The sequence below is a fragment of the Microbacterium sp. PA5 genome (assembly GCF_049860775.1).
Classification (GTDB): domain Bacteria; phylum Actinomycetota; class Actinomycetes; order Actinomycetales; family Microbacteriaceae; genus Microbacterium.
The window spans coordinates 1808593-1832671 of record NZ_CP187567.1 but is presented as its reverse complement, the minus strand read 5'-3'; the positions used below and the strand labels follow the sequence as shown (position 1 = coordinate 1832671).

The 24079-nt window shown below is 72.6% G+C and carries 28 protein-coding genes; 17 read left to right on the top strand and 11 right to left on the bottom strand.

Annotated features, from left to right (window positions below; translation table 11 throughout):
• Positions 1–64 precede the first annotated feature (64 nt).
• The 8 genes from ACPWUT_RS08625 to ACPWUT_RS08590 all read left to right on the top strand — a co-directional run bounded on the left by ACPWUT_RS08625 (position 65) and on the right by ACPWUT_RS08590 (position 5596).
• The gene (locus tag ACPWUT_RS08625; protein ID WP_425836566.1) at positions 65–811 is read left to right on the top strand and encodes an AzlC family ABC transporter permease; all 747 of its coding nucleotides are present in this window, start codon (positions 65–67) and stop codon (positions 809–811) included.
• On the top strand, positions 808–1122 hold the full coding sequence (locus ACPWUT_RS08620; RefSeq protein ID WP_425836563.1) for an AzlD domain-containing protein: 315 nt from the start codon (positions 808–810) through the stop codon (positions 1120–1122). Before ACPWUT_RS08625 ends, ACPWUT_RS08620 begins: the two co-directional genes overlap by 4 nt.
• A gap of 27 nt (positions 1123–1149) precedes the next feature.
• Positions 1150–1530 (top strand): DUF6113 family protein, encoded by a 381-nt coding sequence (locus ACPWUT_RS08615; RefSeq protein ID WP_425842228.1) that lies wholly within the window; start codon positions 1150–1152, stop codon positions 1528–1530.
• An 18-nt stretch (positions 1531–1548) separates the two neighbouring features.
• Positions 1549–1872 (top strand): ferredoxin, encoded by a 324-nt coding sequence (fdxA, locus tag ACPWUT_RS08610; protein WP_284527565.1) that lies wholly within the window; start codon positions 1549–1551, stop codon positions 1870–1872.
• Positions 1869–2984 (top strand): succinyldiaminopimelate transaminase, encoded by a 1116-nt coding sequence (gene dapC / locus ACPWUT_RS08605; RefSeq protein WP_425836559.1) that lies wholly within the window; start codon positions 1869–1871, stop codon positions 2982–2984. Before fdxA ends, dapC begins: the two co-directional genes overlap by 4 nt.
• Before the next feature lie 100 nt (positions 2985–3084).
• Complete coding sequence (locus ACPWUT_RS08600; RefSeq protein WP_284527563.1) at positions 3085–4380, top strand: citrate synthase; 1296 nt, start codon at positions 3085–3087, stop codon at positions 4378–4380.
• 42 nt (positions 4381–4422) lie between these two features.
• Positions 4423–5184 carry a dimethylargininase gene (ddaH, locus tag ACPWUT_RS08595; protein ID WP_425836555.1) on the top strand — a complete coding sequence of 254 codons (762 nt, stop codon included), beginning with the start codon at positions 4423–4425 and terminating at the stop codon, positions 5182–5184.
• Positions 5185–5233: 49 nt separating this feature from the next.
• Positions 5234–5596 carry an SHOCT domain-containing protein gene (locus ACPWUT_RS08590; protein WP_284527561.1) on the top strand — a complete coding sequence of 121 codons (363 nt, stop codon included), beginning with the start codon at positions 5234–5236 and terminating at the stop codon, positions 5594–5596.
• A gap of 10 nt (positions 5597–5606) precedes the next feature.
• Here the strand turns inward: ACPWUT_RS08590 and dapD are convergent, their stop codons facing one another.
• Entirely contained in the window at positions 5607–6551 is a 945-nt protein-coding gene (gene dapD / locus ACPWUT_RS08585) for a 2,3,4,5-tetrahydropyridine-2,6-dicarboxylate N-succinyltransferase (protein WP_284527560.1), read from the bottom strand.
• 44 nt (positions 6552–6595) lie between these two features.
• Between dapD and dapE the strand changes: the two genes are divergently transcribed.
• The 3 genes from dapE to ACPWUT_RS08570 all read left to right on the top strand — a co-directional run bounded on the left by dapE (position 6596) and on the right by ACPWUT_RS08570 (position 9196).
• On the top strand, positions 6596–7672 hold the full coding sequence (dapE, locus tag ACPWUT_RS08580) for a succinyl-diaminopimelate desuccinylase (protein WP_425836550.1): 1077 nt from the start codon (positions 6596–6598) through the stop codon (positions 7670–7672).
• Entirely contained in the window at positions 7654–8922 is a 1269-nt protein-coding gene (locus ACPWUT_RS08575; RefSeq protein WP_425836547.1) for a hypothetical protein, read from the top strand. Before dapE ends, ACPWUT_RS08575 begins: the two co-directional genes overlap by 19 nt.
• Positions 8923–9022: 100 nt before the next feature.
• Positions 9023–9196, top strand: a complete 174-nt coding sequence (locus tag ACPWUT_RS08570) for a DUF3117 domain-containing protein (protein WP_082406089.1) — start codon at positions 9023–9025, stop codon at positions 9194–9196.
• A 73-nt stretch (positions 9197–9269) separates the two neighbouring features.
• Here ACPWUT_RS08570 and ACPWUT_RS08565 read toward each other — a convergent pair whose 3' ends face one another.
• Positions 9270–9929, bottom strand: coding sequence for an O-methyltransferase (locus tag ACPWUT_RS08565; RefSeq protein WP_284527558.1), 660 nt, complete (start codon positions 9927–9929; stop codon positions 9270–9272).
• A 73-nt stretch (positions 9930–10002) separates the two neighbouring features.
• On the opposite strand from ACPWUT_RS08565, the gene ACPWUT_RS08560 reads away from it, so the two are divergent.
• A complete protein-coding gene (locus ACPWUT_RS08560; protein WP_284527557.1) occupies positions 10003–10413 on the top strand; it encodes a Sec-independent protein translocase TatB in 411 nt (136 codons plus the stop codon).
• Here ACPWUT_RS08560 and ACPWUT_RS08555 read toward each other — a convergent pair whose 3' ends face one another.
• The 3 genes from ACPWUT_RS08555 to ACPWUT_RS08545 are packed head-to-tail and all read right to left on the bottom strand — an operon-like array spanning position 10414 to position 13354.
• The gene (locus ACPWUT_RS08555; protein ID WP_425836542.1) at positions 10414–11556 is read right to left on the bottom strand and encodes an Mrp/NBP35 family ATP-binding protein; all 1143 of its coding nucleotides are present in this window, start codon (positions 11554–11556) and stop codon (positions 10414–10416) included.
• Positions 11553–12080 (bottom strand): DUF1003 domain-containing protein, encoded by a 528-nt coding sequence (locus ACPWUT_RS08550; protein WP_284527555.1) that lies wholly within the window; start codon positions 12078–12080, stop codon positions 11553–11555. The genes ACPWUT_RS08555 and ACPWUT_RS08550 overlap by 4 nt, the downstream gene beginning before the upstream one ends.
• Positions 12080–13354 carry a magnesium transporter MgtE N-terminal domain-containing protein gene (locus ACPWUT_RS08545; protein WP_284527554.1) on the bottom strand — a complete coding sequence of 425 codons (1275 nt, stop codon included), beginning with the start codon at positions 13352–13354 and terminating at the stop codon, positions 12080–12082. The genes ACPWUT_RS08550 and ACPWUT_RS08545 overlap by 1 nt, the downstream gene beginning before the upstream one ends.
• A gap of 101 nt (positions 13355–13455) precedes the next feature.
• Between ACPWUT_RS08545 and ACPWUT_RS08540 the strand changes: the two genes are divergently transcribed.
• Positions 13456–14076, top strand: coding sequence for a general stress protein (locus ACPWUT_RS08540; protein WP_425842226.1), 621 nt, complete (start codon positions 13456–13458; stop codon positions 14074–14076).
• 5 nt (positions 14077–14081) lie between these two features.
• Positions 14082–14744, top strand: a complete 663-nt coding sequence (locus ACPWUT_RS08535; RefSeq protein WP_425842224.1) for an alpha/beta family hydrolase — start codon at positions 14082–14084, stop codon at positions 14742–14744.
• A 13-nt stretch (positions 14745–14757) separates the two neighbouring features.
• On the opposite strand, the gene ACPWUT_RS08530 is transcribed toward ACPWUT_RS08535, so the two are convergent.
• The 3 genes from ACPWUT_RS08530 to ACPWUT_RS08520 all read right to left on the bottom strand — a co-directional run bounded on the left by ACPWUT_RS08530 (position 14758) and on the right by ACPWUT_RS08520 (position 19105).
• Positions 14758–16530, bottom strand: a complete 1773-nt coding sequence (locus tag ACPWUT_RS08530) for a gamma-glutamyltransferase family protein (protein ID WP_425836537.1) — start codon at positions 16528–16530, stop codon at positions 14758–14760.
• Positions 16527–18008: an aminopeptidase P family protein gene (locus ACPWUT_RS08525; RefSeq protein WP_425836535.1), complete on the bottom strand. Its 1482-nt coding sequence runs from the start codon at positions 18006–18008 to the stop codon at positions 16527–16529. Before ACPWUT_RS08525 ends, ACPWUT_RS08530 begins: the two co-directional genes overlap by 4 nt.
• 62 nt (positions 18009–18070) lie before the next feature.
• Positions 18071–19105 (bottom strand): endonuclease/exonuclease/phosphatase family protein, encoded by a 1035-nt coding sequence (locus tag ACPWUT_RS08520; RefSeq protein ID WP_425836533.1) that lies wholly within the window; start codon positions 19103–19105, stop codon positions 18071–18073.
• Positions 19106–19162: 57 nt separating this feature from the next.
• Here ACPWUT_RS08520 and ACPWUT_RS08515 point away from each other — a divergent pair, with 57 nt between their 5' ends.
• Both ACPWUT_RS08515 and ACPWUT_RS08510 read left to right on the top strand, forming a co-directional pair.
• Positions 19163–20062, top strand: a complete 900-nt coding sequence (locus ACPWUT_RS08515) for a PHP domain-containing protein (protein ID WP_425836531.1) — start codon at positions 19163–19165, stop codon at positions 20060–20062.
• Positions 20063–20103: 41 nt separating this feature from the next.
• Entirely contained in the window at positions 20104–21012 is a 909-nt protein-coding gene (locus ACPWUT_RS08510; protein ID WP_425836528.1) for a DUF817 domain-containing protein, read from the top strand.
• Here the strand turns inward: ACPWUT_RS08510 and ACPWUT_RS08505 are convergent.
• Positions 20986–22500: a DEAD/DEAH box helicase gene (locus tag ACPWUT_RS08505; protein ID WP_284527548.1), complete on the bottom strand. Its 1515-nt coding sequence runs from the start codon at positions 22498–22500 to the stop codon at positions 20986–20988. The two genes, ACPWUT_RS08510 and ACPWUT_RS08505, sit on opposite strands and share 27 nt — an antisense overlap.
• Positions 22501–22677: 177 nt before the next feature.
• Here ACPWUT_RS08505 and ACPWUT_RS08500 point away from each other — a divergent pair, with 177 nt between their 5' ends.
• A complete protein-coding gene (locus tag ACPWUT_RS08500; protein WP_284527547.1) occupies positions 22678–23394 on the top strand; it encodes a ferritin-like fold-containing protein in 717 nt (238 codons plus the stop codon).
• Between the two features lie 143 nt (positions 23395–23537).
• Here the strand turns inward: ACPWUT_RS08500 and ACPWUT_RS08495 are convergent, their stop codons facing one another.
• Complete coding sequence (locus tag ACPWUT_RS08495; RefSeq protein WP_284527546.1) at positions 23538–23828, bottom strand: hypothetical protein; 291 nt, start codon at positions 23826–23828, stop codon at positions 23538–23540.
• 1 nt (position 23829) lies between these two features.
• Entirely contained in the window at positions 23830–24054 is a 225-nt protein-coding gene (locus ACPWUT_RS08490) for a DUF3107 domain-containing protein (protein ID WP_284527545.1), read from the bottom strand.
• Positions 24055–24079 lie beyond the last annotated feature (25 nt).

The following is a 24079-nucleotide window of genomic DNA, read 5'->3' as shown; positions in this document are numbered from 1 at the left end:
AGTTCAGTATGACAAACAGTCGGTCAGTTTGACGAACAGTCAGTCATCGTTCATCATTCTGATCATGCGTTCACCAGAGCAGCCGGAAGGCAGCCGCCGCACGGCCCTCGCCGAGGAGGCGGCGTCGCGCCGGGCCTGGCGGGACGGCGTCGGCGTGGCGCTGGCCACCAGCGCCTACGGCGTCTCCTTCGGCGCGCTCTCGGTGGCTTCCGGACTCGACGTCTGGCAGACGTGCGTGCTGAGCCTGCTGATGTTCACCGGCGGTTCGCAGTTCGCCTTCGTGGGCGTCCTCGGCGCGGGCGGCCTCGCCGCCGCGCCGGCGGCCATCGCGTCGGCCGGCCTGCTGGGGGTGCGCAACGTCGCCTACGGCCTGCGGATGTCGCCGGTCGTCGGCGCCGGCCCCTGGCGGCGTGCCGCCGCGGCGCAGTTCACGATCGACGAGTCGACGGCGGTCGCCCTCGCCCAGGAGACGCCGCGCGCTCGCCGCGTCGGCTTCTGGGTCACCGGGATCGGCATCTGGCTGGGGTGGAACCTCTCCACCCTCGCCGGCGCGCTCCTCGGCGACGTCCTGGGGGATCCGCGCGCCTACGGGCTGGATGCGGCGGCCGCCGCGGCCTTCCTCGCGCTCCTGTGGCCGCGGCTGCGGCGGAGGCAGGCGGTCGCCGTCGGGGTGGCCGCCGCCGTCGTGGCGACGGTCCTCACCCCCGCGCTGATGCCGGGCATCCCCGTCCTCGTCGCCGCGCTCGTCGCGGTGCTCGTCGGATGGACGAACTGGCTCGGTGCGCGGCCAACCTTCGAGGTGCCGGCATGACGATGTGGAATGCGGTGCTGATCGCCTCGATCGTCTGCGTCGCACTGAAGGGGATCGGCTACCTGATCCCGCCGCGCTGGTTCGAAGCGCCCGTCCCGTCGCGCATCACCGATCTGCTGACGGTGGCGCTGCTGGCCGCGCTGGTCGCCGTCCAGACGTTCGGGGCGGGGCAGCAGATCGTGGTCGACGCGCGCGTGCCCGCGGTCCTCGTCGCCGCGGGGCTGCTCCTGCTCCGCGCGCCCTTCCTCGTCGTCGTCATCGCCGCCGCCGTCGTGGCGGCCCTCCTGCGCCTGTGGGGCCTCGCGGCATGACGCGGCGCCTAGACTGACGCGGTGGGAATGACGCTTTCGCGGGTGGGCACCTGGCTCGTCGCGCTGATCATCGGTGCCGTCTTCGGCGTGGCCGGCACCATCGCGCAGTCCGCCCTGTGGGGCTGGTTCCCGGTGGGCCTGCTGGTCGCCGTCGTCGGCGCGGGCGCCATCGTCCTCGCCGTGCGGCTGCTGACGGGGGACCGGTGGGCCGCGCTGGCGACCGGACTCGGCGCCATGGCGACGACGCTGCTGTTCTCGGGTCGCGGCCCCGGGGGCTCGGTGGTGGTGCCCGCGCCCGCCGAGGGCGCGTTCTCGACCGGCGTCGTCTGGACGATCGCGGTGCCGATCCTCGTCGCCCTGATCGTCGCCTGGCCCAGCGCGGCGCGCGGCGGTCCGCACGCGGAGTGACGAACTAGACTCGAAGGCGTGACATATGTGATCGCCTTGCCCTGTGTGGACGTGAAGGACCGTGCGTGCATCGACGAGTGTCCCGTCGACTGCATCTACGAGGGTGAGCGCTCGCTGTACATCCACCCCGACGAGTGCGTGGACTGCGGCGCCTGCGAGCCCGTGTGCCCCGTCGAGGCGATCTACTACGAGGACGACCTGCCGGAGGAGTGGCAGGACTACTACGCCGCCAACGTCGACTTCTTCGACGACATCGGCTCTCCCGGCGGCGCCGCCAAGATCGGCGTCATCGCCAAGGACCACCCGCTGATCGCGGCGCTTCCCCCGCAGTCGCACGGATGACGGTCCACGACCTCGACGACTACCCCTGGGACGCCGTCGCGCCCTTCGCCGCGACGGCGCGCACACACCCCGAGGGGATCGTCGACCTGTCGATCGGGTCGCCCGTCGACCCCACCCCTGACGTGGTCGCCACCGCGCTGCGCACGGCGACCGACGCGCACGCGTACCCGCAGACGGTCGGAACGGCGGCGCTGCGCCAGGCGATCGTGGACTGGTACGCCCGGCGCCGGGGCGTCTCTGGCCTCGACGTGGACCAGGTGCTCCCCACCGTCGGCTCGAAGGAGCTGGTGGCGCTGCTGCCCCTGCTGCTGGGCCTGGGAGCGAGCGACGTGGTCGTGCATCCGCGGGCCGCGTATCCGACGTACGAGGTCGGGGCCACGCTCGTGGGCGCGACGCCGGTCGCGGCCGACGATCCCGCCGAGTGGCCCCAGGGCGCCCGTCTGATCTGGATCAACACGCCGGGCAACCCCGACGGCAGGGTCCTCGACGTCGACGAGCTGCGCGCCGCGGTGGCGCGGGCGCGCGAGCTCGGCGCCGTGCTGGCGTCCGACGAGTGCTACGCCGAGCTCGGCTGGGAGGGCCCGTGGGCGGAGCAGCCCGTGCCGAGCGTCCTCGACCCGCGCGTGACCGGAGGCGATGTCTCCTCGCTCCTGTCCGTCTACTCGCTGAGCAAGCAGTCGAATCTCGCCGGCTACCGCGCCGCCTTCCTCGCGGGCGACGCCGCCCTGGTCGCCGGCCTCCTGACCGCGCGCAAGCACCTCGGCCTCATGCTCCCCGCCCCCGTGCAGGCGGCGATGACGGCGGCGCTCGGCGACGACGCGCACGTCGTCGCCCAGCGCGAGCGCTACCGCGCCCGCCGGGACCTCCTGAAGCCCGCCCTGGAGCGGGCCGGATTCCGCATCGACCACAGCGAGGGCGGCCTCTACCTCTGGGCGACGGCGGGCGAGGACGCCTGGGCGTCGATGGAGAGGCTCGCCGCCATCGGCATCCTCGCCGGCCCCGGCCACTTCTACGGGACACATTTCCCGCAGCACGTCCGCTTCTCGCTGACGGCCACCGATGAGCGCATCGCCGCGGCGGCGGCACGCCTGGACGCCTCGAGCTCGTCGTAGATTTCCTCCTATGGATGCCGTGATCCTTTGGCTCCGATCGGAGTAGGCCGCCGGGCCCACTAGGCTGTAAAGACGCCCAGATCGACCGCAAGGAGGCTTCGTGAGCGAGTCGGGAACCCCCCAGCAGGCCACTGTCACCGTCGGAGAGCGGACGGCGCAGCTGCCGATCCTCACCGGAACCGAGGGCACTCCCGCCGTCGACTTCTCGACCTTCACGAAGCAGACCGGCCACACGGCGCTGGACTACGGCTTCGTCAACACCGCGGCGACGAAGTCCGCGATCACCTACATCGACGGTGACGCCGGCATCCTGCGCTACCGCGGCTATCCGATCGAGCAGCTCGCCACGAACAGCACCTACCTCGAGGTGGCGTGGCTGCTGCTCTACGGAGACCTGCCGACGGCCGATCAGCTCGCCGAGTGGGACGACAAGATCCGCCGCCACACGCTGCTGCACGAGGACCTGAAGCGCTTCTTCTCCGCGCTGCCCCACACGGCCCACCCGATGTCGATGCTGTCGGCGGCCACCGCGGCCCTCTCGACCTACTACGAGGGGCAGTCCGACCCCAACAACCCCGACCACGTCGAGCTCAACACGATCCGCCTGCTCGCCAAGCTCCCGGTGATCGCGGCCTACGCGCACAAGAAGAGCATCGGCCAGGCCTTCCTGTACCCCGACAACTCGCTGAGCTTCGTCGACAACTTCCTCAAGCTGAACTTCGGCGTCCTCGCGGAGCTCTACGAGGTGAACCCGGTGACCTCGCGCGCGCTGGAGCGGCTGCTCATCCTCCACGAGGATCACGAGCAGAACGCCTCGACCTCGACGGTCCGCCTGGTGGGCTCGACCGGCGCGAACCAGTTCTCGTCGATCTCCGCGGGGATCAACGCGCTCTACGGCCCGCTCCACGGCGGCGCCAACGAGGCCGTGCTGGACATGCTCGCCCGCATCCGCGACTCGGGCGAGACGGTGCAGCGCTTCGTGGAGCGGGTGAAGAACAAGGAGGACGGTGTCAAGCTGATGGGCTTCGGGCACCGCGTCTACAAGAACTACGATCCCCGCGCGAAGCTCGTCAAGGAGTCCGCCGACGAGGTCCTCGCAGAGCTGGGCGTGCACGACCCGCTCCTCGACCTCGCCAAGGAGCTCGAGGACATCGCCCTCAACGACGACTACTTCAAGGAGCGACGGCTCTACCCCAACGTCGACTTCTACACCGGCGTGATCTACAAGGCGATGGGCTTCCCCACGCGCATGTTCACGCCGCTGTTCGCGATCGGCCGACTTCCCGGCTGGCTCGCCCACTGGCGCGAGATGCAGCTCGACCCGCAGACCAAGATCGGTCGTCCGCAGCAGCTGTACACGGGTGCGGCGGAGCGCGACTACCCCGGCACCGTCTGACGCGCGCCCGCGCCGGGATCCTCCTGGCGCTAGGGTCGAGGGATGCCTCGACTCCTCGTCCGCCGCCCGTCCCCGCGACTCGCCGACGGCGAGCTCACCCACCTCGAGCGGGTGCCCGTCGACCCCGAGCTGGCCGTGCGCCAATGGCGGGGATACGTCGACGTCTTCCGCGGGCGCGGGTGGGACGTCGTGGAGATCGAGCCGGACGACGCCCAGGCGGACGGCGTGTTCGTCGAGGACGCGCTCATCGTCTTCGGCGACCTGGTGGTGCTCTGCCGGGCGGGCGCGGAGAGCCGGCGCGGAGAGGCGACGACCGCCGCCGCGGCGGCCCGGGCGACCGGGCTCGCGGTGGAGAGCATCGAGGAGCCGGGCACCCTCGACGGCGGCGACGTGCTGAAGGTCGGGCGCACGGTGTACGTCGGTGCCTCCTCGCGCACCAACGCGGCGGGCATCGCACAGCTGCGCGCACTGCTCGAGCCCCGCGGCTGGGACGTGGTGGAGATCCCGGTGACCCGCGTGCTGCACCTGAAGTCGGGGGTCACCGCGCTCCCCGACGGCACCGTGGTCGGCTTCGCGCCGCTGGTCGACGATCCGTCGCTCTTCCCCGTCTTCCTCGGCATCCCCGAGGAGCACGGCACCGCCGTGGTGGTGCTCGACGACGCCACGGTGCTGATGTCGGACGACGCGCCGAGGACCGCGGCGGTCTACCGGGAACGCGGCCTCGAGGTGGTGACCGTGCCGGTGAGCGAGTTCGAGAAGCTCGAGGGCTGCGTCACCTGCCTCTCGGTGCGAATCCGCGACTGACGGCTCACCGCATCTCGACGAGCCCGTCGCCGGGCTCTACGCTGACCGTATGCGCACCGCCGGTCTCGTCGACGACCCCGTGATCGATCCCACCACGATGGGTGCCGCCACCGGCATGGGGGGCTTCATCGGCCTCTTCGTCGTGCTCTTCATCGGGGCGGCGATCTTCAGCGCCGTCGTCGGCATCCGCAAGTACCGGATCCTGCGCGACGCCGGGACCGATCCGTTCACCGTGGATGCGGCGGTCGCGGCGAAGGTGCTCCGCAGCGACGTGCTCCGGGGCTCCGACGAGCCTGCGACGGCGCCGCGCTCCATCGAGGAGCGCCTCGCCGAGCTCGACGGACTGCTGGCGCGCGGGGTGATCACCGCCGACGAGCACCGGGAGGCGCGGGCCGCCGTGCTGCGCGGCTGAGGCCGCGCTCTCAGGCGTGGAGCGCGTCGTTGAGGGTGACGCCCGCGCCGGCGCGGCGGACGGCCTCCACGGCGCCGGTCAGGGAGTTCCGGCGGAACAGGATGCCGTCGCGACCGGACAGCTCGGCGCCCTTGACCGTCGGCCGGGATCCGTCGGCGCGCGGCGGCTCGTCGGCGAGCACGATCTTGGACCCGGCCGTGACGTACAGGCCGGCCTCGACGACGCAGTCGTCGCCGAGCGAGATCCCGATGCCGGCGTTGGCGCCCAGCAGGGTGCGCCGCCCGATCGAGACGCGGTGGCTGCCGCCGCCCGACAGCGTGCCCATGATGGAGGCCCCGCCGCCGATGTCGCTGCCGTCTCCGACGACGACGCCCTGCGAGATCCGCCCCTCGACCATCGAGGTTCCGAGCGTGCCCGCGTTGAAGTTGACGAAGCCCTCGTGCATCACCGTGGTGCCGGCCGCCAGGTGGGCGCCCAGGCGGACGCGCGAGGCGTCGGCGATGCGCACCCCCGAGGGCACGACGTAGTCGAGCAGGCGCGGGAACTTGTCGAGGCTCTGCACCTGGATCCCGGCGCGCTGGAGCTGCGGGCGCAGGCGGGTGAGCTCATCGGGGTGCACCGGGCCCGCGTTGGTCCAGGCGACGGTGGGCAGGTGGGCGAAGATGCCGGTGAGGTTCACGTCGTTCGGCGCGACCAGGCGGTGCGAGAGCGCGTGCAGGCGCAGGTAGGCGTCGGAGGTGCCGGCGGGCTCCTCGTCGAGATCGGCCTCGATCAGGACGACCTCGACGGTCACCGCCCGCCGCTCGTCGGGACCGGCGGCGCCTGCCAGGGCTTCCGTGTCGGCGTCCGCGGGCGCGGAGCCGAGTGCGGGCTCGGGGAACCAGGTGTCGAGGACCGTCCCATCGGCGCTCACCGTGGCCAGACCGACACCCCACACCCGACGCTGATCGCTCATCCCTCCAGGCTAGTGGGCCCCGACGCCTCAGTAGACTCGTCGTCATGCCCACGCTGGATCTGACCGTGTCCGCGCTCGAGCTCACCCGGGCCATCTGCGACATCCCGAGCGTCTCCGACGACGAGACCACCCTGGCCGACGCGATCCACGCGGCGATCAGCGCGTACGCGCACCTGCACGTCGAGCGCGACGGCGACACCATCATCGCCCGCACCCGGCTCGGACGCGCTCAGCGGGTCGCCATCGCCGGGCACATCGACACGGTCCCGATCAACGCCAATCTCCCCACGCGGGACATGGAGATCGACGGCGAGGCGTACCTGTGGGGGCGCGGCACCGTCGACATGAAGGCCGGGGTCGCGGTGCAGCTCAAGCTCGCCGCCGAGCTCGTCGCGCCGCGTGTCGATCTGACGTGGATCTGGTACGACCACGAGGAGGTCGACTCCGACCGCAACGCGCTGACCCGCCTCGTGGAGACCCGGCCCGACCTGTTCCAGGCCGACTTCGCGATCCTCGGGGAGCCCTCCAACGGACACGTGGAGGGCGGATGCAACGGAACCCTCCGCGCGGTCGTCCGCACCCGCGGCGTGCGCGCCCACAGTGCGCGCTCCTGGATCGGGGAGAACGCGATCCACAAGGCGGCGCCGATCCTCGCCCGGCTGGCGGAGTACCGCACGCGCGATCTGGAGGTCGACGGCCTGGTGTACCGCGAGGGGCTGAACGCGGTCGGCATCCGCGGCGGCATCGCCGGCAACGTCATCCCCGATCTGTGCGAGGTCGAGGTGAACTACCGCTTCGCGCCCAAGCGCAGCGGCGAGGAGGCCGCGGCCCACGTGCGCGACGTCTTCGCAGGCTTCGACGTGGAGATCGTGGACGTCGCCCCGGGCGCCCGCCCCGGGCTGGACGCGCCGCTCGCGCAGGAGTTCCTCGCCGCGGTCGGCGCCGAGCCGCGCCCCAAGTACGGCTGGACCGACGTCGCGCGGTTCTCGCAGCTCGGGGTGCCCGCCGTCAACTACGGGCCGGGCGATCCGCACCTGGCCCACCACGACGAGGAGCGCGTGCCCGTCGCCCAGATCGAGGACGTCGAGCGGGGACTGCGGGCGTGGCTGACGGCGCCCTGAGCGCGGGCGACGCCGCCGGCCCGCCCCGGCGCGGGCGGCGAGGGGGATCGGCGGGGGCGGCCGCGCACGCGCGCTGGCGCCGGCTGCCCGTCGCTGCGCGGGTCGCCGTGGTGTACCTCCTAGCGCGCGCGGTGACCACGGCCATGCTCTTCGTGGCGGCGGAACTCTCCGGACCCGGGTCGCGGTTCGGCGACCAGGCCACCGTCGGCTCGTTCGTCATGGGGTGGGATGCCGAGTGGTACTCGTTCATCGCGGGCGTCGGCTATCCGACCGAGCTGCCGCGCGACGACGCCGGGAACGTCACCACCAACCAGTGGGCGTTCATGCCGCTGTACCCGGCGCTGGCGAAAGTGGTCGGCCTCGGCGACTACTCGCGCGGCGCCCTCGTGGTGTCGCTCGTGGCGGGGTACCTCGCCGCGCTCGTGCTGTTCGCCCTGCTCCGCGGACGCATCGGCGCGACCGCGGCGATGTGGGCGGTGGTGCTCTTCGCGAACGGTCCGCTGGCGGCCCTCTTCCAGATCGGCTACGCCGAGTCGCTGTTCCTCCTCTGGCTGTTCCTCGCGCTGCGGTGCGTGCAGCAGCGCCGCTTCGGCTGGCTGTACGCGCTCATCCCGCTCATGGGCTACACCCGCCCCGGGGTGCTCGCCTTCTCGCTCTTCCTGGCGCTCTACGGGATCTGGCGCTGGCTGCGCCGGGACCGCGACGCGCTGGGCGGGCGCGAGATCGTCCACATCGTGGCGACGGGCCTCCTGGCGGCGGCCGTCGGGTTCTCCTGGCAGCTGATCGCCGGCGCCGTCACCGGCGACCCCTCGGGATATCTCGAGACCGAGCTCAGCTGGCGGCGCTCGTGGACGGGGGAGGACGGGGCGTTCGTGCCGTTCGACGGCTTCGTGCAGGCTGCCGCGATCTGGTTCCGCCTGTGGGGGCTTCCCGAGGCGTGGGGCTACGTCGCGCTCGCGCTCGGCGTGGCCGCGACGGCGGCGCTCCTGCTGTTCGCCCCGCCGGTGAAGCGGCTGGGGGCGGAGATCCGGCTGTGGTCCGCGTCCTACCTCCTGTACCTGCTCGCGGTGTTCTTCCCGCAGTCGAGCATCTTCCGCCTCCTCGTGCCGTTGTCGCCGCTGTTGGGGGCGTTCGCGGTCCCGCGCTCGATGCCGTGGCGGTTCGGCGTGCTCGCCGCGTGCCTCGTCGGCCAGTGGTGGTGGATCTACAACATGTTCGCCCTCGCGAGCACCTACTTCCAGATCCCCTGAGCGCACGCGTCGACGTTCTGCGGACGATTCCTCGGCCCTGGGAACGCGCTCTCCGCGCGGACGGGTAAACTTGACAGGTAGTCAACGAAAAGGAGCCGCAATGGCAGCCATGAAGCCGCGAACCGGTGACGGACCGATGGAGGCCGTGAAGGAGGGACGCCTGATCATCGTGCGCGTGCCTCTCGAAGGCGGCGGACGTCTGGTCGTATCGGTGAACGACGACGAGGCCAAGGAACTCCACAGCGTTCTGGGCGAGGTCGTCGGCGCCGCCTGACCTCACGACAGACGAGAGGCCGGTCTTCGGACCGGCCTCTCGTCGTCTCCGCTCGGTCCGCGGCGCGGCGGGCTCAGCGGCCGTCGGTCGCCGTGGTGGTCAGCTGCAGCAGGCCCTCGCCCACGATCGACAGTGCGCCGAGCACCGCCGGCGAGGACTGCGTCTCCTGGATCAGCGAGCGGTAGGCGCTCGTGATCGCGTCGCGCTTGACCGGATCCGCGACGGCGCCCCCGGCCAGCACCCGGGGGACCAGCACCGTGCCGCCGGCGCGCACGAGCCGCAGGCCGTGCTCGACGTACTCGATGACGCCCTCGGCGTCGGCGTCGACGAGCACGATGTCGTAGGACGCCTCGTTCATCCGCGGCAGCACGTCGGCGGCGCGGCCCGAGATGAAGCGGGCGCGCGCGGGCGGCACCTTGGCGTCGGCGAACGCGCTGCGCGCGGCGGCGAGATGCTCGGGCTCGATGTCGATGGTGGTGAGCGTGGCGCGCGGCGAGCCGCGCAGCAGCCACAGCCCAGACACGCCGCCGCCGGTGCCGATCTCGACGATGTTGAGCGCCGCGGTCGCCGCCGCGATGACGGCGCACTGCGCTCCCACCGGCGCACTCACCGGGTCCGCGCCCAGCTCGAGGGCGTGAGCGCGCGCGCGGGCGATCGCCTCCGGCTCGATCGTCGCCTCATCCGCGTACCGGCGCAAAGCCTCGTGTTCGCGGGCCGCCTCGTTGTCACGCATCGCCTGGACCTCCTCTGCCAGAGTAGGCCGCGAGGGCGCCGTGACGGCCGAGGCGCACGGGTAACCTTGAGCCATGTTCTTCGGCATCGACATGGAGAAGATCGTCATCATCCTCGTGGTGGCGGCGCTCCTGCTCGGCCCGGAGAAGCTTCCCCGCTACGCGGAGCTGCTCGCCAAGTTCACCGTGCGTGCCCGCGACTGGCTCAACGGGGCGCGCTCCCGCGTCAAGGACGAGATGGGCGAGGACTTCGACGACATCGAGTGGCGCAAGCTCGACCCGCGGCAGTACGACCCGCGTCGGATCATCCGCGACGCGCTCCTCGACGACACCCCCTCACCGCCGTCCCGGGCCTCGGCGATCGCCCCTGCCGTCGTCGCCGCGCCCGCTGTCGCGCCGTCCCCGACGGGCACGCTCGCCGACTCCGATCCCCGGCCGGGTCGCGATCCCGACGCCCCGGTGCCGTTCGACTCCGAGGCCACCTGATCAGCGGGGGGTGACGGGCAGCGCGCGGCCGGCGAGTCCGCGAGGCCGCGCGACGAGCCGTTCGGCGACCGACAGGATCGCCCGGGCGGCGGGATCGTCCGGGTGCGAGACCACGATCGGCGCGCCCGTGTCGCCGCCCACGCGCACCTGCGCGTCGAGGGGGATCGATCCGAGCAGCGGCACGTCCTCGTCGGTGCTCAGCGCCTGGGCGACGGCAGCGCCCCCGCCCGCACCGAACAGCTCGAGGACGGTGCCGTCGGGCAGGGTCATCGCGGCCATGTTCTCGATGACGCCGACCACCTTCTGACCGGTCTGGCGTGCGACGAGCGCACTGCGGATCGCCACGTCGGCGGCGGCGGTCTGCGGGGTGGTGACCACGACGACCTCCGCGTGGGGGAGGGTCTGACCCACCGAGATCGCCACATCGCCCGTGCCCGGGGGCATGTCGATGAGCAGCACGTCGAGGTCGCCGAAGTACACGTCGGTGAGGAACTGCTGGATGGTGCGGTGGAGCATCGGTCCTCGCCACGCGACGGCCCCGCCGCCGCGCTCGCCCCGGGGGAGGAACATCCCGATCGAGATCGCCTTGACGCCGTAGGCGACCGGCGGCAGCATCAGGTCGTCGACCCGGGTCGGCTGGGGCGGGAGTCCGTCGCGGCCGACGAGTCCGAGCAGCGCCGGTATCGAGAAGCCGTGGACGTCCGCGTCGATCAGCCCGACGGCCAGTCCGCGCCCGGCCAGGGCGACGGCGAGGTTCGCCGTGACCGTGGACTTGCCCACGCCCCCTTTGCCGCTGGTGACGGCGATGACCCGGGTGAGCGATTCGGGCCCGAACGGCATCCGGCGCCGGCCGCCGCGCAGCCGTTCGGTGAGCGCGGCGCGCTCGGCGGGCGACATGACGCCCACCGCGACGTCCACCCGCCCGATGCCGGCGACGCCCGCCGCGGCGGCGCGCACCTCGCGTTCGATCCGGTCGGCGGCCGGACATCCGACGATCGTCAGGGCGATCGCCACCTCGGCGACGTCACCGGTCACGACCACCTCGCGCACCATGTCCAGCTCGCCGATCGGCAGGCGCAGCTCGGGATCCATGACGGCCGAGACCGCCCGCCGCACCTCGTCGGCGGGGGAGTCCGCGCTCACGGTCGCGCGTCGTCGGTCGGGGCGGTCTCGCGCGCGTCGAGCTGCTCGATCAGCCGGGCGAGCTCCTGCCGCAGTGCGTCCTTGGTCACGAGCTCGCCCGTGAGATCGGTGATGCTCATCCGCAGCGCGACGACCTCGCGGGCCAGGTACTCCGTGTCGGCGAGATTGCGCTCGGCCCGCTGACGGTCCTGCTCGATCTGCACGCGGTCGCGGTCGTCCTGGCGGTTCTGGGCGAGAAGGATGAGCGGGGCCGCGTAGGAGGCCTGCAGGGAGAGCACAAGGGTGAGGACGGTGAATCCGTACTCCTGCGAGTCGAAGCGGAGCCAGACCGGCATCAGCGTGTTCCACGAGATCCAGCCGATGCAGAACAGCGACAGGATGAGGAGGAACATCGGCGTGCCCATGGCGCGGGCGATCCACTCGGTGAAGCGGCCGAAGCGGTCGCGCGACGGCTGCGGGGCGCGCCGGGTCGTGCGTCCGAGCGGGGCGTCCAGCGGAGTGGTCTGGCGGGGGGTGCGGGCCATCATCGCCTCCCTCGCGCCGTCGCGGGTGCGGGAGCGGCGTCGCCGTCATGGGAGCGCCAGTCCTCGGGCAGCAGGTAGTCGAGCACGTCGTCGACGCTGACCACGCCCACCAGACGGTGCGCGGCGTCGACCACCGGAAGGGAGACGAGGTTGTAGCTGGCCAGCAGCCGCGCGACCTCGGCGGCCGAACCGGTCACCGGCACGGCGTCGACCGCGTCGTCGATGATCGCGCCGAGCCGCTCGTGCGGGGGATAGCGCAGCATCCGCTGGAAGTGCACGGTGCCCAGCAGCCGTCCCGTCGGCGTCTCGTACGGCGGCAGCGTGACGAAGACGGCGGCGGCCAGCGCGGGATGCAGCTCGTGGCGCCGGATGAGGGCGAGCGCCTCGGCGACCGTCGCGTCGGCCGACAGCACGATCGGCTCGCTCGTCATGAGACCGCCGGCGGTGTCGGAGCCGTACTTCAGGAGCTCGCGGACGTCCTCGGCCTCCTCGGGCTCCATGAGCTCGAGGAGCTCCTCGCGCTGCTGCTCGGGAAGCTGGGCCAGCACGTCCGCGGCGTCGTCGGGCTCCATCTGGTCGAGGATGTCGGCGGCGCGCTCGTCGCCCAGGGCCTCGAGGATGTGGACCTGCTCCTCCTCGGGCATCTCCTCGAGCGCGTCGGCGAGGCGGTCGTCGGGGAGCTCCTCGGCGACCTCCAGGAGACGCTCCTCGGGAAGGTCGAGCAGGGTGTTGGCCAGGTCGGCGGGCTTGAGCTCGGAGTAGCTGGCGACCAGCTGCTCGGCGGACTGCGCCTCGCCCGGCGTGGAGTCCTCGCGGACGTCGCTCCACTGCGCGAACGTGGTCGGGCCCTTCGCGAACGGCGAGGCGCTGGTCTTGGGGCGGCGCAGGAAGAGCTGCCCGATGTCCCACTCGCCCAGGCGGTTGCGTTCGATCGCGGCATCCTCGATGACCGCCGGTCCCGACCCGTCGCGCAGGTACACGCGGCGGCCGAGGAGCTCGGCCATGACCCGCACCTCGCCCCCGCGCTGCTGGAAGCGGCGCACGTTGATGAGACCCGTCGTGATGACCTGCCCGGTGGCGATCGAGGTCACGCGCCCGATCGAGAGGAACACGTGCCGACGCCCGGGGATCTCGACGACCAGGCCGACGACGCGGGGCGGATCGTCTTTTCGGAAGATGACGACGACATCCCGGACCTTGCCGAGCCGGTCGCCGGCGGGGTCGAAGACGGCGCACCCGACCAGGCGCGCGACGAAAACCCGCTGCGTACTCACCTGACCAGCGTAGTGCGCGTGTCCGCGGGGCGCCCGTGCGCGGCCGGTCTGTCGCACTCGGGCCTTTCCGAGCCCGCCGTGACAAGATGGACCGCGTGAGCATGATGGGCGGGACCCCCCAGGAGCACGGCGAGACCATCGCCGAGTACCCCTCGTACGAGGGCGCGCAGAAGAGCGTCTCGCGCCTCATCGCCGCCGAGATCCCCGCGAAGGACATCGCGATCGTGGGCCGAGGGCTCCGCTCCGTCGAGACGGTCACCGGTCGCCTCGGCTACGCCGCCGCGGCGCGTCAGGGGGCCATCAACGGCATCCTGCTCGGCTTGCTGTTCTCGGCGATCTTCGTGCTGGGCACCCCCAACGCGGCGATCCAGCTCTTCGTCGGCGTCATGCTGGTCGGCATCGCGATCGGCATGCTGATGAGCATCATCACCTACTCGGTGCTCCGTCGTCGTCGCGACTACACGTCGATCACGCAGCTCATCGCCGACCACTACGAGGTCACGGTCCTGCCGCGGTCGCTGCGCCGCGCGCGCGAGATCCTCGGCGCCCCCGCGGCGGTGGCCGCGCCGCCCGCGCCGGCCGTGGATCCCTCCGTCCCGCCGCAGTACGGAGAGCGCATCGATCCGGCCCCGGCTCCCGCGCCCCACCCCGAGCCCGGGCCGTCGGCGCATCCCGGCGAACCCGGCGAGAACCCCGCTCCTCCGGCGAACCCGGTCGCGTGAGCACGATCCCCGTCGCCCTCCCCGCCGGGGCGACGACGGTCACGATCGCGTGGAGCGCCCCCGCCTCGCCGACGGCGGTCGTCGCCCTCGCCCACGGTGCGGGTGCGGGGATGGATCATCCGTTCCTCGCGGGCTTCGCCGACGCGCTGCGCGAGGCGGGGGTCGCGTGCCTGCGGTTCAACTTCCCCTACGTGGAGGCCGGTCGGCGGATGCCCGGTCCCGCAGCGCACGCGGCCGCGACGTGGGAGGCCGTCCTCGCCGAGACCGGCCGGCAGCTGCCGGGGATCCCCGCCGTCGCCGCCGGCAAGTCGTACGGCGGCCGCATGGCGTCGATGGCCGCGTCCGAGGGCCGCATCGATCCGTCGGCGCTCGTCTACCTCGGCTACCCGCTGCATCCGCCCGGCGATCCGCTGAAGGTGCGGGCGGCGCACCTTCCGGCGATCGCCGCGCCTCAGCTGTTCGTCGAGGGCTCCAAGGACCCGTTCATCCAGCCCCTCACGCAGTTCGACGAGGTGGTGGCCTCGTGCCGCGACGCCGAGGTGTTCTGGATCGACGGCGGCGGTCATTCCTTCGAGGTCGCCGGCGCCAAGCGGCCGGCCGCGGAGGTCGGCGCCCGCCTCGCGGCGCCCGTCGTCGCCTGGCTCGGCCGGCGGCTGTCCTCCGCGTGAGCGCGCGCCGCGCTCAGCGGCCGGCCGCGTACCCCGACATCCCGCGCGCGTTCGCGGCCGCCCACAGCACGCCGCGGACCTCGTCGATGCCGACGGCGGAGAGCCGGCCGAGCGACCAGTCGCCCGCGCGGACGACGTCGTGCCCGCGCGCGGCGAGGCCGTCGAGCACGCCGTCGCCGAGCCGGTCCTCCGCGACCACGCCCGCCGGATTCCACGTGCGCGGCCAGAACGAGTCGATCATCGCGGTCGTGTGGAGGGTCGGCGCGTCGATCGCCTGCTGCGCGGTGTAGCCGCCGACGAGCATGCGCAGCAGCATCGGAAGCTGCCATTGGTCCTGCTGATCGCCGCCGGGCGTGCCGAGCGCCATCACCGCCGCCCCGTCGCGGAGGACGAGCGTCGGGGTGAGGGTCGTGCGCGGGCGCGCGCCGGGCCGCAGCGCGGAGGGGGAGGCAGGATCGAGCCAGCACATCTGCAGCCGCGTGCCCAGGCAGAATCCGAGTCCGGGGACGGTGGGCGAGGACTGCAGCCAGCCGCCCGAGGGCGTCACGGCGACGATGTTGCCCCAGCGGTCGACGACGTCGATGTGGCAGGTGTCGCCGCGGGTGCGCCCCGAGACCGCGACGGTCGGCTCGCCGGTGCCGGCGGTGCGGCCCTGCTCCTCACGCAGCGGCGGGCGGTGGGGTGCGGCGCCCGCGGGGGATCCGGGCCGCCACTCGCGCGAGGCCGTCGCACCGAGGAGCGCCCGTCGCTCGGCGATGTAGGCGTCGGCGAGCAGGGGCGCGGTGTCGACGCCGTCGCCGAAGTGCGCGTCGCGGTCGGCCAGCACGAGCTTCAGGGTCTCGACGACGGTGTGCGCGCCCTCCTCGGTGGACGGGTCGAGGAGCTCATCCGGAAGCGGCTCGAGGATGCGCAGCGCCTGCAGCAGGGCGGGGCCCTGTCCCCACGCATCGGACTTCGCGACGGTGAAGCCGCGGAAGGTCGCGGTCACGGCGTCCTCGTAGCCTGCCGAGAAGCCGTCCACGTCGCCGGCCGTCAGCACCGCGGCGTGGTCCGTCCCGGAGGAGTGGCGGTGGGGGACGGCGAGGAAGTCGACGGCGTCGTGCAGGGTCCGTCGCCAGGCCGCCCGGGCGGCGTCGATGCGCTCCTCGCGCGTCTGCCCGGCCGTACCCGCGGCGATCAGCGTCTCGAGCACCTCGGCGTACGCGGGGTTGCGCACGATGTCGCCGGCGCGGGGAACCTCGCCGCCTGGCAGCCACAGGTCCGCCGACGTCGGCCAGTGCCGGCGGAACAGGTCCGCGACGCGTCCGATCGTCGCGGCGGCCGCCGGGAGCAGGGGATGGCCCTCGCGGGCGTACCCGCTCGCGGCGGCGAGGACGTCGCCGACCTCGAGCGTGCCGTGGTCGCGCAGCAGCAGCAGCCAGGCGTCGACGGCCGCGGGGATCGCCGCGGCGAGGCCCCCCGCGCCCGGGACGAGATCCAGGCCCTCTGCGCGGAAGTGCTCGATCGTCGCCCCGGCGGGAGCGGGACCCTGACCCATGAGGACGATCGGATCCGGCGCCCCGGCCGCCTGGAAGATCCCGACGAGGTCGCCGCCGGGACCGTTCAGGTGCGGCTCCACCACGTGCAGGACGAACCCGCCGGCCACGACGGCGTCGAACGCGTTCCCGCCGCGCTCGAGGACGGCCTGAGCGGCACCGGTGGCGAGCCAGTGCGTCGAGGCGGCGAAGCCGTGCGAGCCCTCCAGCTGCGGGCGGGTCGTGAAGGCTGCCGGCGCGGTGTAGCTCACGCGGTCAGCCGGGCGATCCACGCCTCGACGTCGTCGGCGGTGCGGGGGATCCCTGCGGAGAGGTTGACCGGCCCGTCCTCGGTCATGAGGATGTCGTCCTCGATGCGCACGCCGATGCCGCGGTACTCCTCGGGCACCGTCAGATCGTCGATCTGGAAGTACAGACCGGGCTCGATCGTGAAGACCATGCCGGGTTCCAGCAGACCGTCGTAGTACATCTCGCGCCGCGCCTGGGCGCAGTCGTGGACGTCGATGCCCAGGTGGTGGCTGGTGCCGTGCACCATGTAGCGCCGGTGCTGTCCGCCGGAGGTCGCATCCAGCGCCTCCTCGGCGCTGACCGGGAGCAGCCCCCACTCGGCGACGCGCGCGGCGATGACCTTCATCGCCGCCTCGTGCACGGACCGGAAGGTGACCCCGGGGCGCGCGGCGGCGAACGCGGCGTCGGCCGCCTCGCGGACCGTCTCGTAGATCGTGCGCTGGATCGGCGTGAAGGTGCCCGACACCGGCAGCGTGCGCGTGATGTCGGCCGTGTACAGGCTGTCGACCTCGACCCCGGCGTCGATGAGGATGAGGTCGCCCGGGACGACAGGGCCGTCGTTGCGCGTCCAGTGCAGGTAGCACGCGTGCGGCCCGGAGGCGGCGATCGTGTCGTAGCCCTCGCCGTTCCCCTCCACGCGGGCGCGGTGGTGGAAGACGCCTTCCACCGCGCGCTCGCCGCGCGGCGTGGCGATGATCCGCGGGAGGTCGGCGACGATGTCGTCGAAGCCCCGTGCGGTGACGTCGACGGCGAGGCGCATCTGCTCGATCTCGTACGCGTCCTTGACGAGCCGGAGCTCGGAGACGAAGCGGGCGAGCTCGGCGTCCTCGTCGAGCACGACGTCGTCGTCATGGGCCGCGAAGTCGTCGAGGTGCGCGGTCGCGATGCCGAGATCGCTCGCCACGCCTTCCAGCGCGGGGCGGGGGCCGATCCAGAACTCGCCCACCGACGCATCGGCGTAGAACTCCGCCGTCGTCCGGTCGGCGCGCTCGCGGAGGTACACCGTGGCGTCGTGCCCGTCGTCGGTCGGGTCGAACACGAGGATCGAATCGGGGACGGCGTCGGCGGCCCAGCCGGTGAGGTGGGCGAACGCCGAGTGCGCGCGGAACGGGTAGTCCGTGTCGTTGGAGCGCTGCTTGAGGGAGCCCGCGGGGATCACGAGGCGTCGCCCCGGGAACTCGGCGGAGACCGCGCGGCGGCGCGCGGCGGCGTACGGCGCCTGCGCGCGCTCGACCGGTGTGGTGCTCGGGCGCTCGGCCCAGCCGGTCGAGATGGTGTCGAGGAAGCCCTGCGGGAACGGCTGCTTGCGGTTGGCGTTCTCCTGAGGCTCAGCGGTCGGCTGAGGCTCGGCGGTCGGCTGGGGCTCGGCGGCCTGCTGGGGCTCGGCGGTTGCCGCGTCCGAGGGGGTGTCGGCGATGGTGTCGCTGTCGCTCGTGCTCATGTGATCCAGTCTCGCACTTCACGGCCGCTCCCGCCCCGAGCACGTGACCCGAGGGCCGGCGGTCAGCGCTCGGCGCGCTCGTACTGGACGATGAGCGGCCGGTGGTCGCTGCCCGCGTCATCGAGGGTGGTGAGCACGACCGACGCCGCCGGGGTCCATGCCTCGGTGGCCATCACATGATCGATCGGCGTCCCCAGAAGAGGCGGCCACGTCGCCGACCAGGTGCCGACCGCACCGCTTCCGGTCGCGCTCGCGGCGTCGCGGCAGCGCCCGATCGTCCCGCCGTCGACGCCCAGGCGGTCCATGTGGTCGACGGTCGCGTTGAAGTCCCCGGCGAGGATGACGTCGTCCGCGGCGCACTGGTCGGCGATCCACTGCAGATCGGCGCGCCACGCGGCCATCGCGTCCTGCCGCGGCGCGACGGCGTGCACGGCGACCACGATCGGGCCCGTGCCGTCGATGGGCATCGCGACCACGCTCGGCACCGCCGACGTGTTGGTGGTGCCGGCCGAGGTCGACTCCACCACGGCGTAGTCGCCGAGATCCGGCGAGATGAGGAGAGTGGTGGAGTTGGCGTCCCAGTCGGGGTAGTCCTCTCGCTCGCCGAAGTCCTCGTGATGGGCCCACATCGGGTGGCCCATCTCGCGCATCGCGACGGCGACCTCCTCGCCGGTCTCGATCGTCGTCTCGGGGAGGGCGACGATGTCGGCCTGCATCGCGACGGCGGTGCGCGCGATGACCGCCGGGTCGGCGGCGGCGCCCGCGGTGTTCCAGGTCATGACGCGCAGGGACTGCTCGGTGCGCTCGGGCAGGGCGGACGATCCCGTGCCGCGCGAGAGGAGGATCGCGGCGTTCGCGCCGCCGGCGACCAGGGCGATCGCCAGCAGCGAGGCGGCGAAGGCACGGGCGGTGCGGGCCATGCAGAGCAGCAGCGCGAGCAGGGCGATCAGTCCGAAGGCGAGGGCGAGGGCGCCGCGCAGCGAGACGATCTGGGCCAGGGGGAAGGTGCGCTCGAGGCGGAAGAACTGGGGCCAGGTGACGAGTGCCGCCGCGATCGCGAACACCACCGTCACGAGGATCCCGAGCAACCGCAGCACGCCGCCGACTCTATGTCAGCAGGCTGAGAGTTCGCGGCATCGCGGTACGCTCGGAGGATGCCGTCGGACGTTCAGCGCCGGGTCCCGGGACGGGGATCGGACGGTCGGCGGTTCGTCGGCCCGAGCGACCTCCACCTGCACTCCGACCACTCCGACGGCACGGAGCCCCCGGCCAAGGTCATGGCCGCTGCGCACCGCCATGGGCTCCGCACGGTGGCCCTCACCGATCACGACACCACGGCCGGGTGGGCGGAGGCGGCCGAGGCGGCGACGTCGCTCGGCATGACCTTCATCCCGGGGATGGAGCTCTCGGCGCGCCACGAGTGGCGGAGCGTGCACGTGCTCGCCTACCTGTTCGATCCGGACGACGCGGTGCTGCGCGCCCTCACCGACCGGATCCGCGACTCGCGCCTCAGCCGTGCCCGCAGCATGGCGGACCGCATCTCGCGCGATTACGACCTGCACTGGGACGACATCGTCGCCCAGACCGCCACCGGGGCGACCGTGGGGCGACCCCACATCGCCGACGCGCTCGTGGCCAAGGGATTCGTGCGCGACCGCGGTGAGGCGTTCGCCGGGATCCTCCACCCGGCCAGCGACTACTACATCGCCCTCTACGCCCCCGACCCCGTCACCGCTGTCGCCGCCGTCACGGCGGCGGGCGGCGTCGCGGTCGTCGCGCATCCCGCCGGCCGCGCGGGGCTGCTGCCGGCACGCCTCACCGATCAGATGCTGGCCGCGGGACTGGCCGGGTACGAGCTGGGGCACCGGGAGAACCAGGAGCCCGCGCTGTCCCGCCTGCGGACCCTGGTCGAGCGGCGAGATCTGCTCATCACCGGCTCGAGCGACTACCACGGACTCGGCAAGCCGAACCTGCCCGGCGAGAACACGACCGCCGACGACATGGTGGCCCGGCTCATCGCGCTCGGAAGCGGGAGCGCCCCCGTCTACCCCTGACGCCGGCGACGCAGAGGCGGCGCGGCGGCTACGGTCGGAGGATGCAGCAGCCGACCCCGCTCGAGCGCCGCCTCGACGCTGCCGCGCACCGGCTGCTCGCGCGGGCACCGGCGCGCGGGCTGCGCGCGGGCCTCGTGGAGTTCGCCGTCTTCGTCGTCAAGCAGGCCTGGGCGTGCGTGTTCGGTGCGAGCCTGCTCGTGGTGATCGTCGTGGTGCGCGTCTGGTGGCCCGACGACGCCGCGGTCGCGCCCAACGACGCCCTCACCGTCGCGGCGGTCCTCATCCAGGTCGCGATGGTGTCCTTCCGCCTCGAGACGGGGCGCGAGCTGTGGGTGATAGTGCTCTTCCACATCGCCGGCACCGCCATGGAGGTGTTCAAGACCGACGCCGGGTCGTGGACGTATGCCGCCGACGGCATCCTGCGCATCGGGGGAGTGCCGCTGTTCAGCGGGTTCATGTACGCCGCCGTGGGCTCCTACCTCGTGCGGGTGCACCGGCTGTTCGACCTGGGTTTCCGTCGCTATCCGCCCGTCTGGGCGACGACCGTGGTCGCGATCGCCGTGTACGCCAACTTCTTCACGCACCACTTCTGGTGGGACGCGCGCGTGCTCCTGTTCGCGGCGGTGATCGCGCTGTGGCTGCCGACGATCATGCACGCGCGGGTCTGGCGCCGGGTGATCCGGATCCCGGTGCTGGCGGCCTTCGCCGGGGTGGCGCTGTTCATCTACCTCGCGGAGAACATCGGCACCGGCGCCGGGGCGTGGCTCTACCCCGACCAGCTGGACGGCTGGCAGCCCGTGTCGCCGTCGAAGCTCGGCTCGTGGTTCCTGCTCATGATCATCTCCGTGGTGATGGTCACATGGGTGTACCCGCCGCGAGCGGTCAAGGACGATCGGCGACGGACGCCGTCGACCGAGCCGGAGTCAGGCGCCGGCGACGGGGACGCCTGAGCCGGAGCCGCCGCGACGACGCCGACGGCGGCGCGCCGGGGCGGGCTTGCCGTCGTGGTGCTCCTTGCCGGCACCGTCGTGGGTGCCGGCGCCGTCGGCCGAGCGGTCGCTGCCGCCGTCGGTCGAGCCCGCGCCGGCGCCGGTGTCGGCGGCACCCTCGGTGAACGTCGCGCCGACGCGACCCTCGCCGGACGCGGTGCGGCGACGGCGACGGCGACGGCTGCCGCCCTCGGTCGTGTCGCCGGCGGCGGCGTCGGCCGCGCGCGCCGGCTGCTGGGTGCGCACAGTCTGCGTCCGCGGAGCGGTCGTGATGCGCCCGCGCGTGCCGGCGGGGATGTCGAGGTCCTCGAACAGGTGAGGACTCGAGGAGTAGGTCTCGACGGGCTCGGGCTGACCGAACTCCAGCGCCCGGTTGATGAGGGCCCACTTGTGCAGGTCCTCCCAGTCGACGAAGGTGACCGCGATGCCGGTCTTGCCGGCGCGACCGGTGCGGCCCGCGCGGTGGAGGTACGTCTTCTCGTCGTCGGGGATGGTGTGGTTGATGACGTGCGTGACGTCGTCGACGTCGATGCCGCGGGCGGCCACGTCGGTGGCGATCAGGATGTCCTTCTTGCCGGCCTTGAACGCCGCCATCGAGCGCTCGCGCGACTCCTGGCTCATGTCGCCGTGCACCGCGCCCGCGTTGAATCCGCGATCGTTCAGCTCGTCGACGAGGCGCTGCGCCGCGCGCTTGGTGCGGGTGAACACCACGGTCTTGCCGCGGCCCTCGGCCTGCAGGATGCGGGCGATGACCTCGTCCTTGTCCAGCGAGTGCGCGCGGTACACGAGGTGGCGGATGTTGGCCTGGGTGAGGCCCTCGTCCGGGTCGGTGGCGCGGATGTGGATGGGGTTGGACATGAACCGTCGCGCGAGCGCGACGATGGGCCCGGGCATGGTGGCCGAGAACAGCTGGGTGTGGCGGACCTGCGCGACCTTGGTGAAGATCTTCTCGATGTCGGGCAGGAAGCCGAGGTCGAGCATCTTGTCGGCCTCGTCGAGGACGACCTCGGTCGCGTTCGACAGGTCGAGGAGGCGCTGGTTGTTCAGATCGATGAGGCGCCCGGGGGTTCCGACGACGATCTGCGCGCCCGCCTTGAGCTGATCGATCTGGCCCTCGTACGCCTTGCCGCCGTAGATGGCGACGACGCTCGTCGAGCGGTTGGAGGTGAGCATGTCCATGTCCTCGTAGACCTGGACGGCGAGCTCGCGCGTGGGCACGACGATGAGGGCCTTGACCCCGGGCGCGGGGTCGAGTCCGAGACGCTGGACGACGGGGATGCCGAAGCCGAAGGTCTTGCCGGTGCCCGTCTTGGCCTGACCGATGATGTCCTGACCGGGCAGTCCGAGGGGGATCGTCTGCTCCTGGATCGGGAACGCGTCCACGATGCCCTTGGTGGTGAGGGCGTCGACGATGTCCTGATCGACTCCGAGGTCCGCGAAAGTCGTCACGTTTCCATGCCTGTCTGGCGGTGAGAAGCCGCCGGGTGATGAGGTCCACGCCCTTCACTCAGCCACAGGCGCGGGGTCCCGATCCGACGCCGGGACGCACCCAGCCTAGCCCAGCGCCCCCGCGAGGCCTCGCGAGGCGTCCCCGCGCGCCGCGGCGGGGCGCCCTAGGCTGTACCCGTGGTGAGGTGGTTCTGGCAACGCGGACGCGCTCCCGAGCGCACGCTGAAGGTGCGCTCCCGGGGCGATCACGGCGACGTGTCGCGCGTGGACTTCGAGGAGCTCGCGCCCGAGGTCGACACCTTCCTCGGGCAGGCGGCGTATCTGCAGCTCGGCTACTTCGAGACGCTGAGCGAGCTCATCGCCCCGACGCCCGACCTGACGCAGAAGGAGTCGCTCACCCTCGCCGCCGGATCGGCGCTCCTCAAGCACCGCGCGCTGCTCGACCTGATCCGCGAGCGCGGTCAGGATCCGCTCGACCTCATGCTGCCCTTCCGGGAGCCCCTCGACGCGTTCCGTCGCGCCACGCACGGCGCCCGCCCGCTGGAGACGATGCTGTCGGTGCACATCACCGCGGGCATGCTCGACGACTTCTACCGGGCGCTGTCCGCCAGCTACGGGGCGACCGGACGGCGCGTCGCCGGCATCCTGGACCGCGATGACGAGCGGGATGCACTTGTCGGGATCGTCACCGACGCCATCGCCGCCGACGCCGAATGGCGGTCGCTGCTGGCGCTGTGGGGCCGGCGGCTGGTCGGCGACACGCTGCTGATCGCGCGCGGCGCGCTGCGCCCGCAGTCCCTCGACGCCGCCGAGGAGAAGCGCGTGGAGCCGGTGTTCACCGAGCTGCTCGGCGCGCACTCGCGTCGCATGGCCGCCATGGGCCTCGACGCCTGATCCCGCGCCGTCCGGCTTGCACGGTGCCGGCGGTACGGTGCCGGGCCGACAAGATCCGCGCGAGCCGACAAGCTCGGTGCGCGTCGTACCGTGTCGGCTCGCACGCGGCGTGTCGGCTCGGTGAGGGCGTCGCGCGGGTTGCGTCAGGCGATGCCGAGACGCACGCGCTCGCGCGCATCGTGCGAGGCGCGCAGACGCGTCAGCACGACGAGAAGGACCGGGACGACGACCAGCGGGGCCGCGAACGAGACGAGCCACAGCCAGGGGCTCAGCGTGGTGACGCCGAGCCAGGTCAGCACCATCCACACGAACGCACCGGCGAACGCGCCGACGACGGGTGCGAGCGCCGCACCGCGCACGTCCCGCCCGGGCTGCAGGTAGTGCAGCAGCCCGCCCACGCCGGCGCCGAACACCAGCGCGATGATGATCTGCATGTCAGGCGACGAAGCCGACGCGGCGCGAGTGGTCGGTGCCGACCTCGACGAAGGTGATCGCGGCGGTGGGGACGACGTAGGAGTTGCCCTTCGCGTCGGTGAAGGACAGGTGGCCGGTGCCGGACTCGAGAGCGTCGGTGACGGCCTTCTTGACGGCGTCGGCCGCCTCTTCGGATTCGAAGCTGAGCTCGCGGGGGCTGTTCGCGAGGCCGATGCGGATCTCCACGGGTGACTGCCTTTCCGGCGTGCGA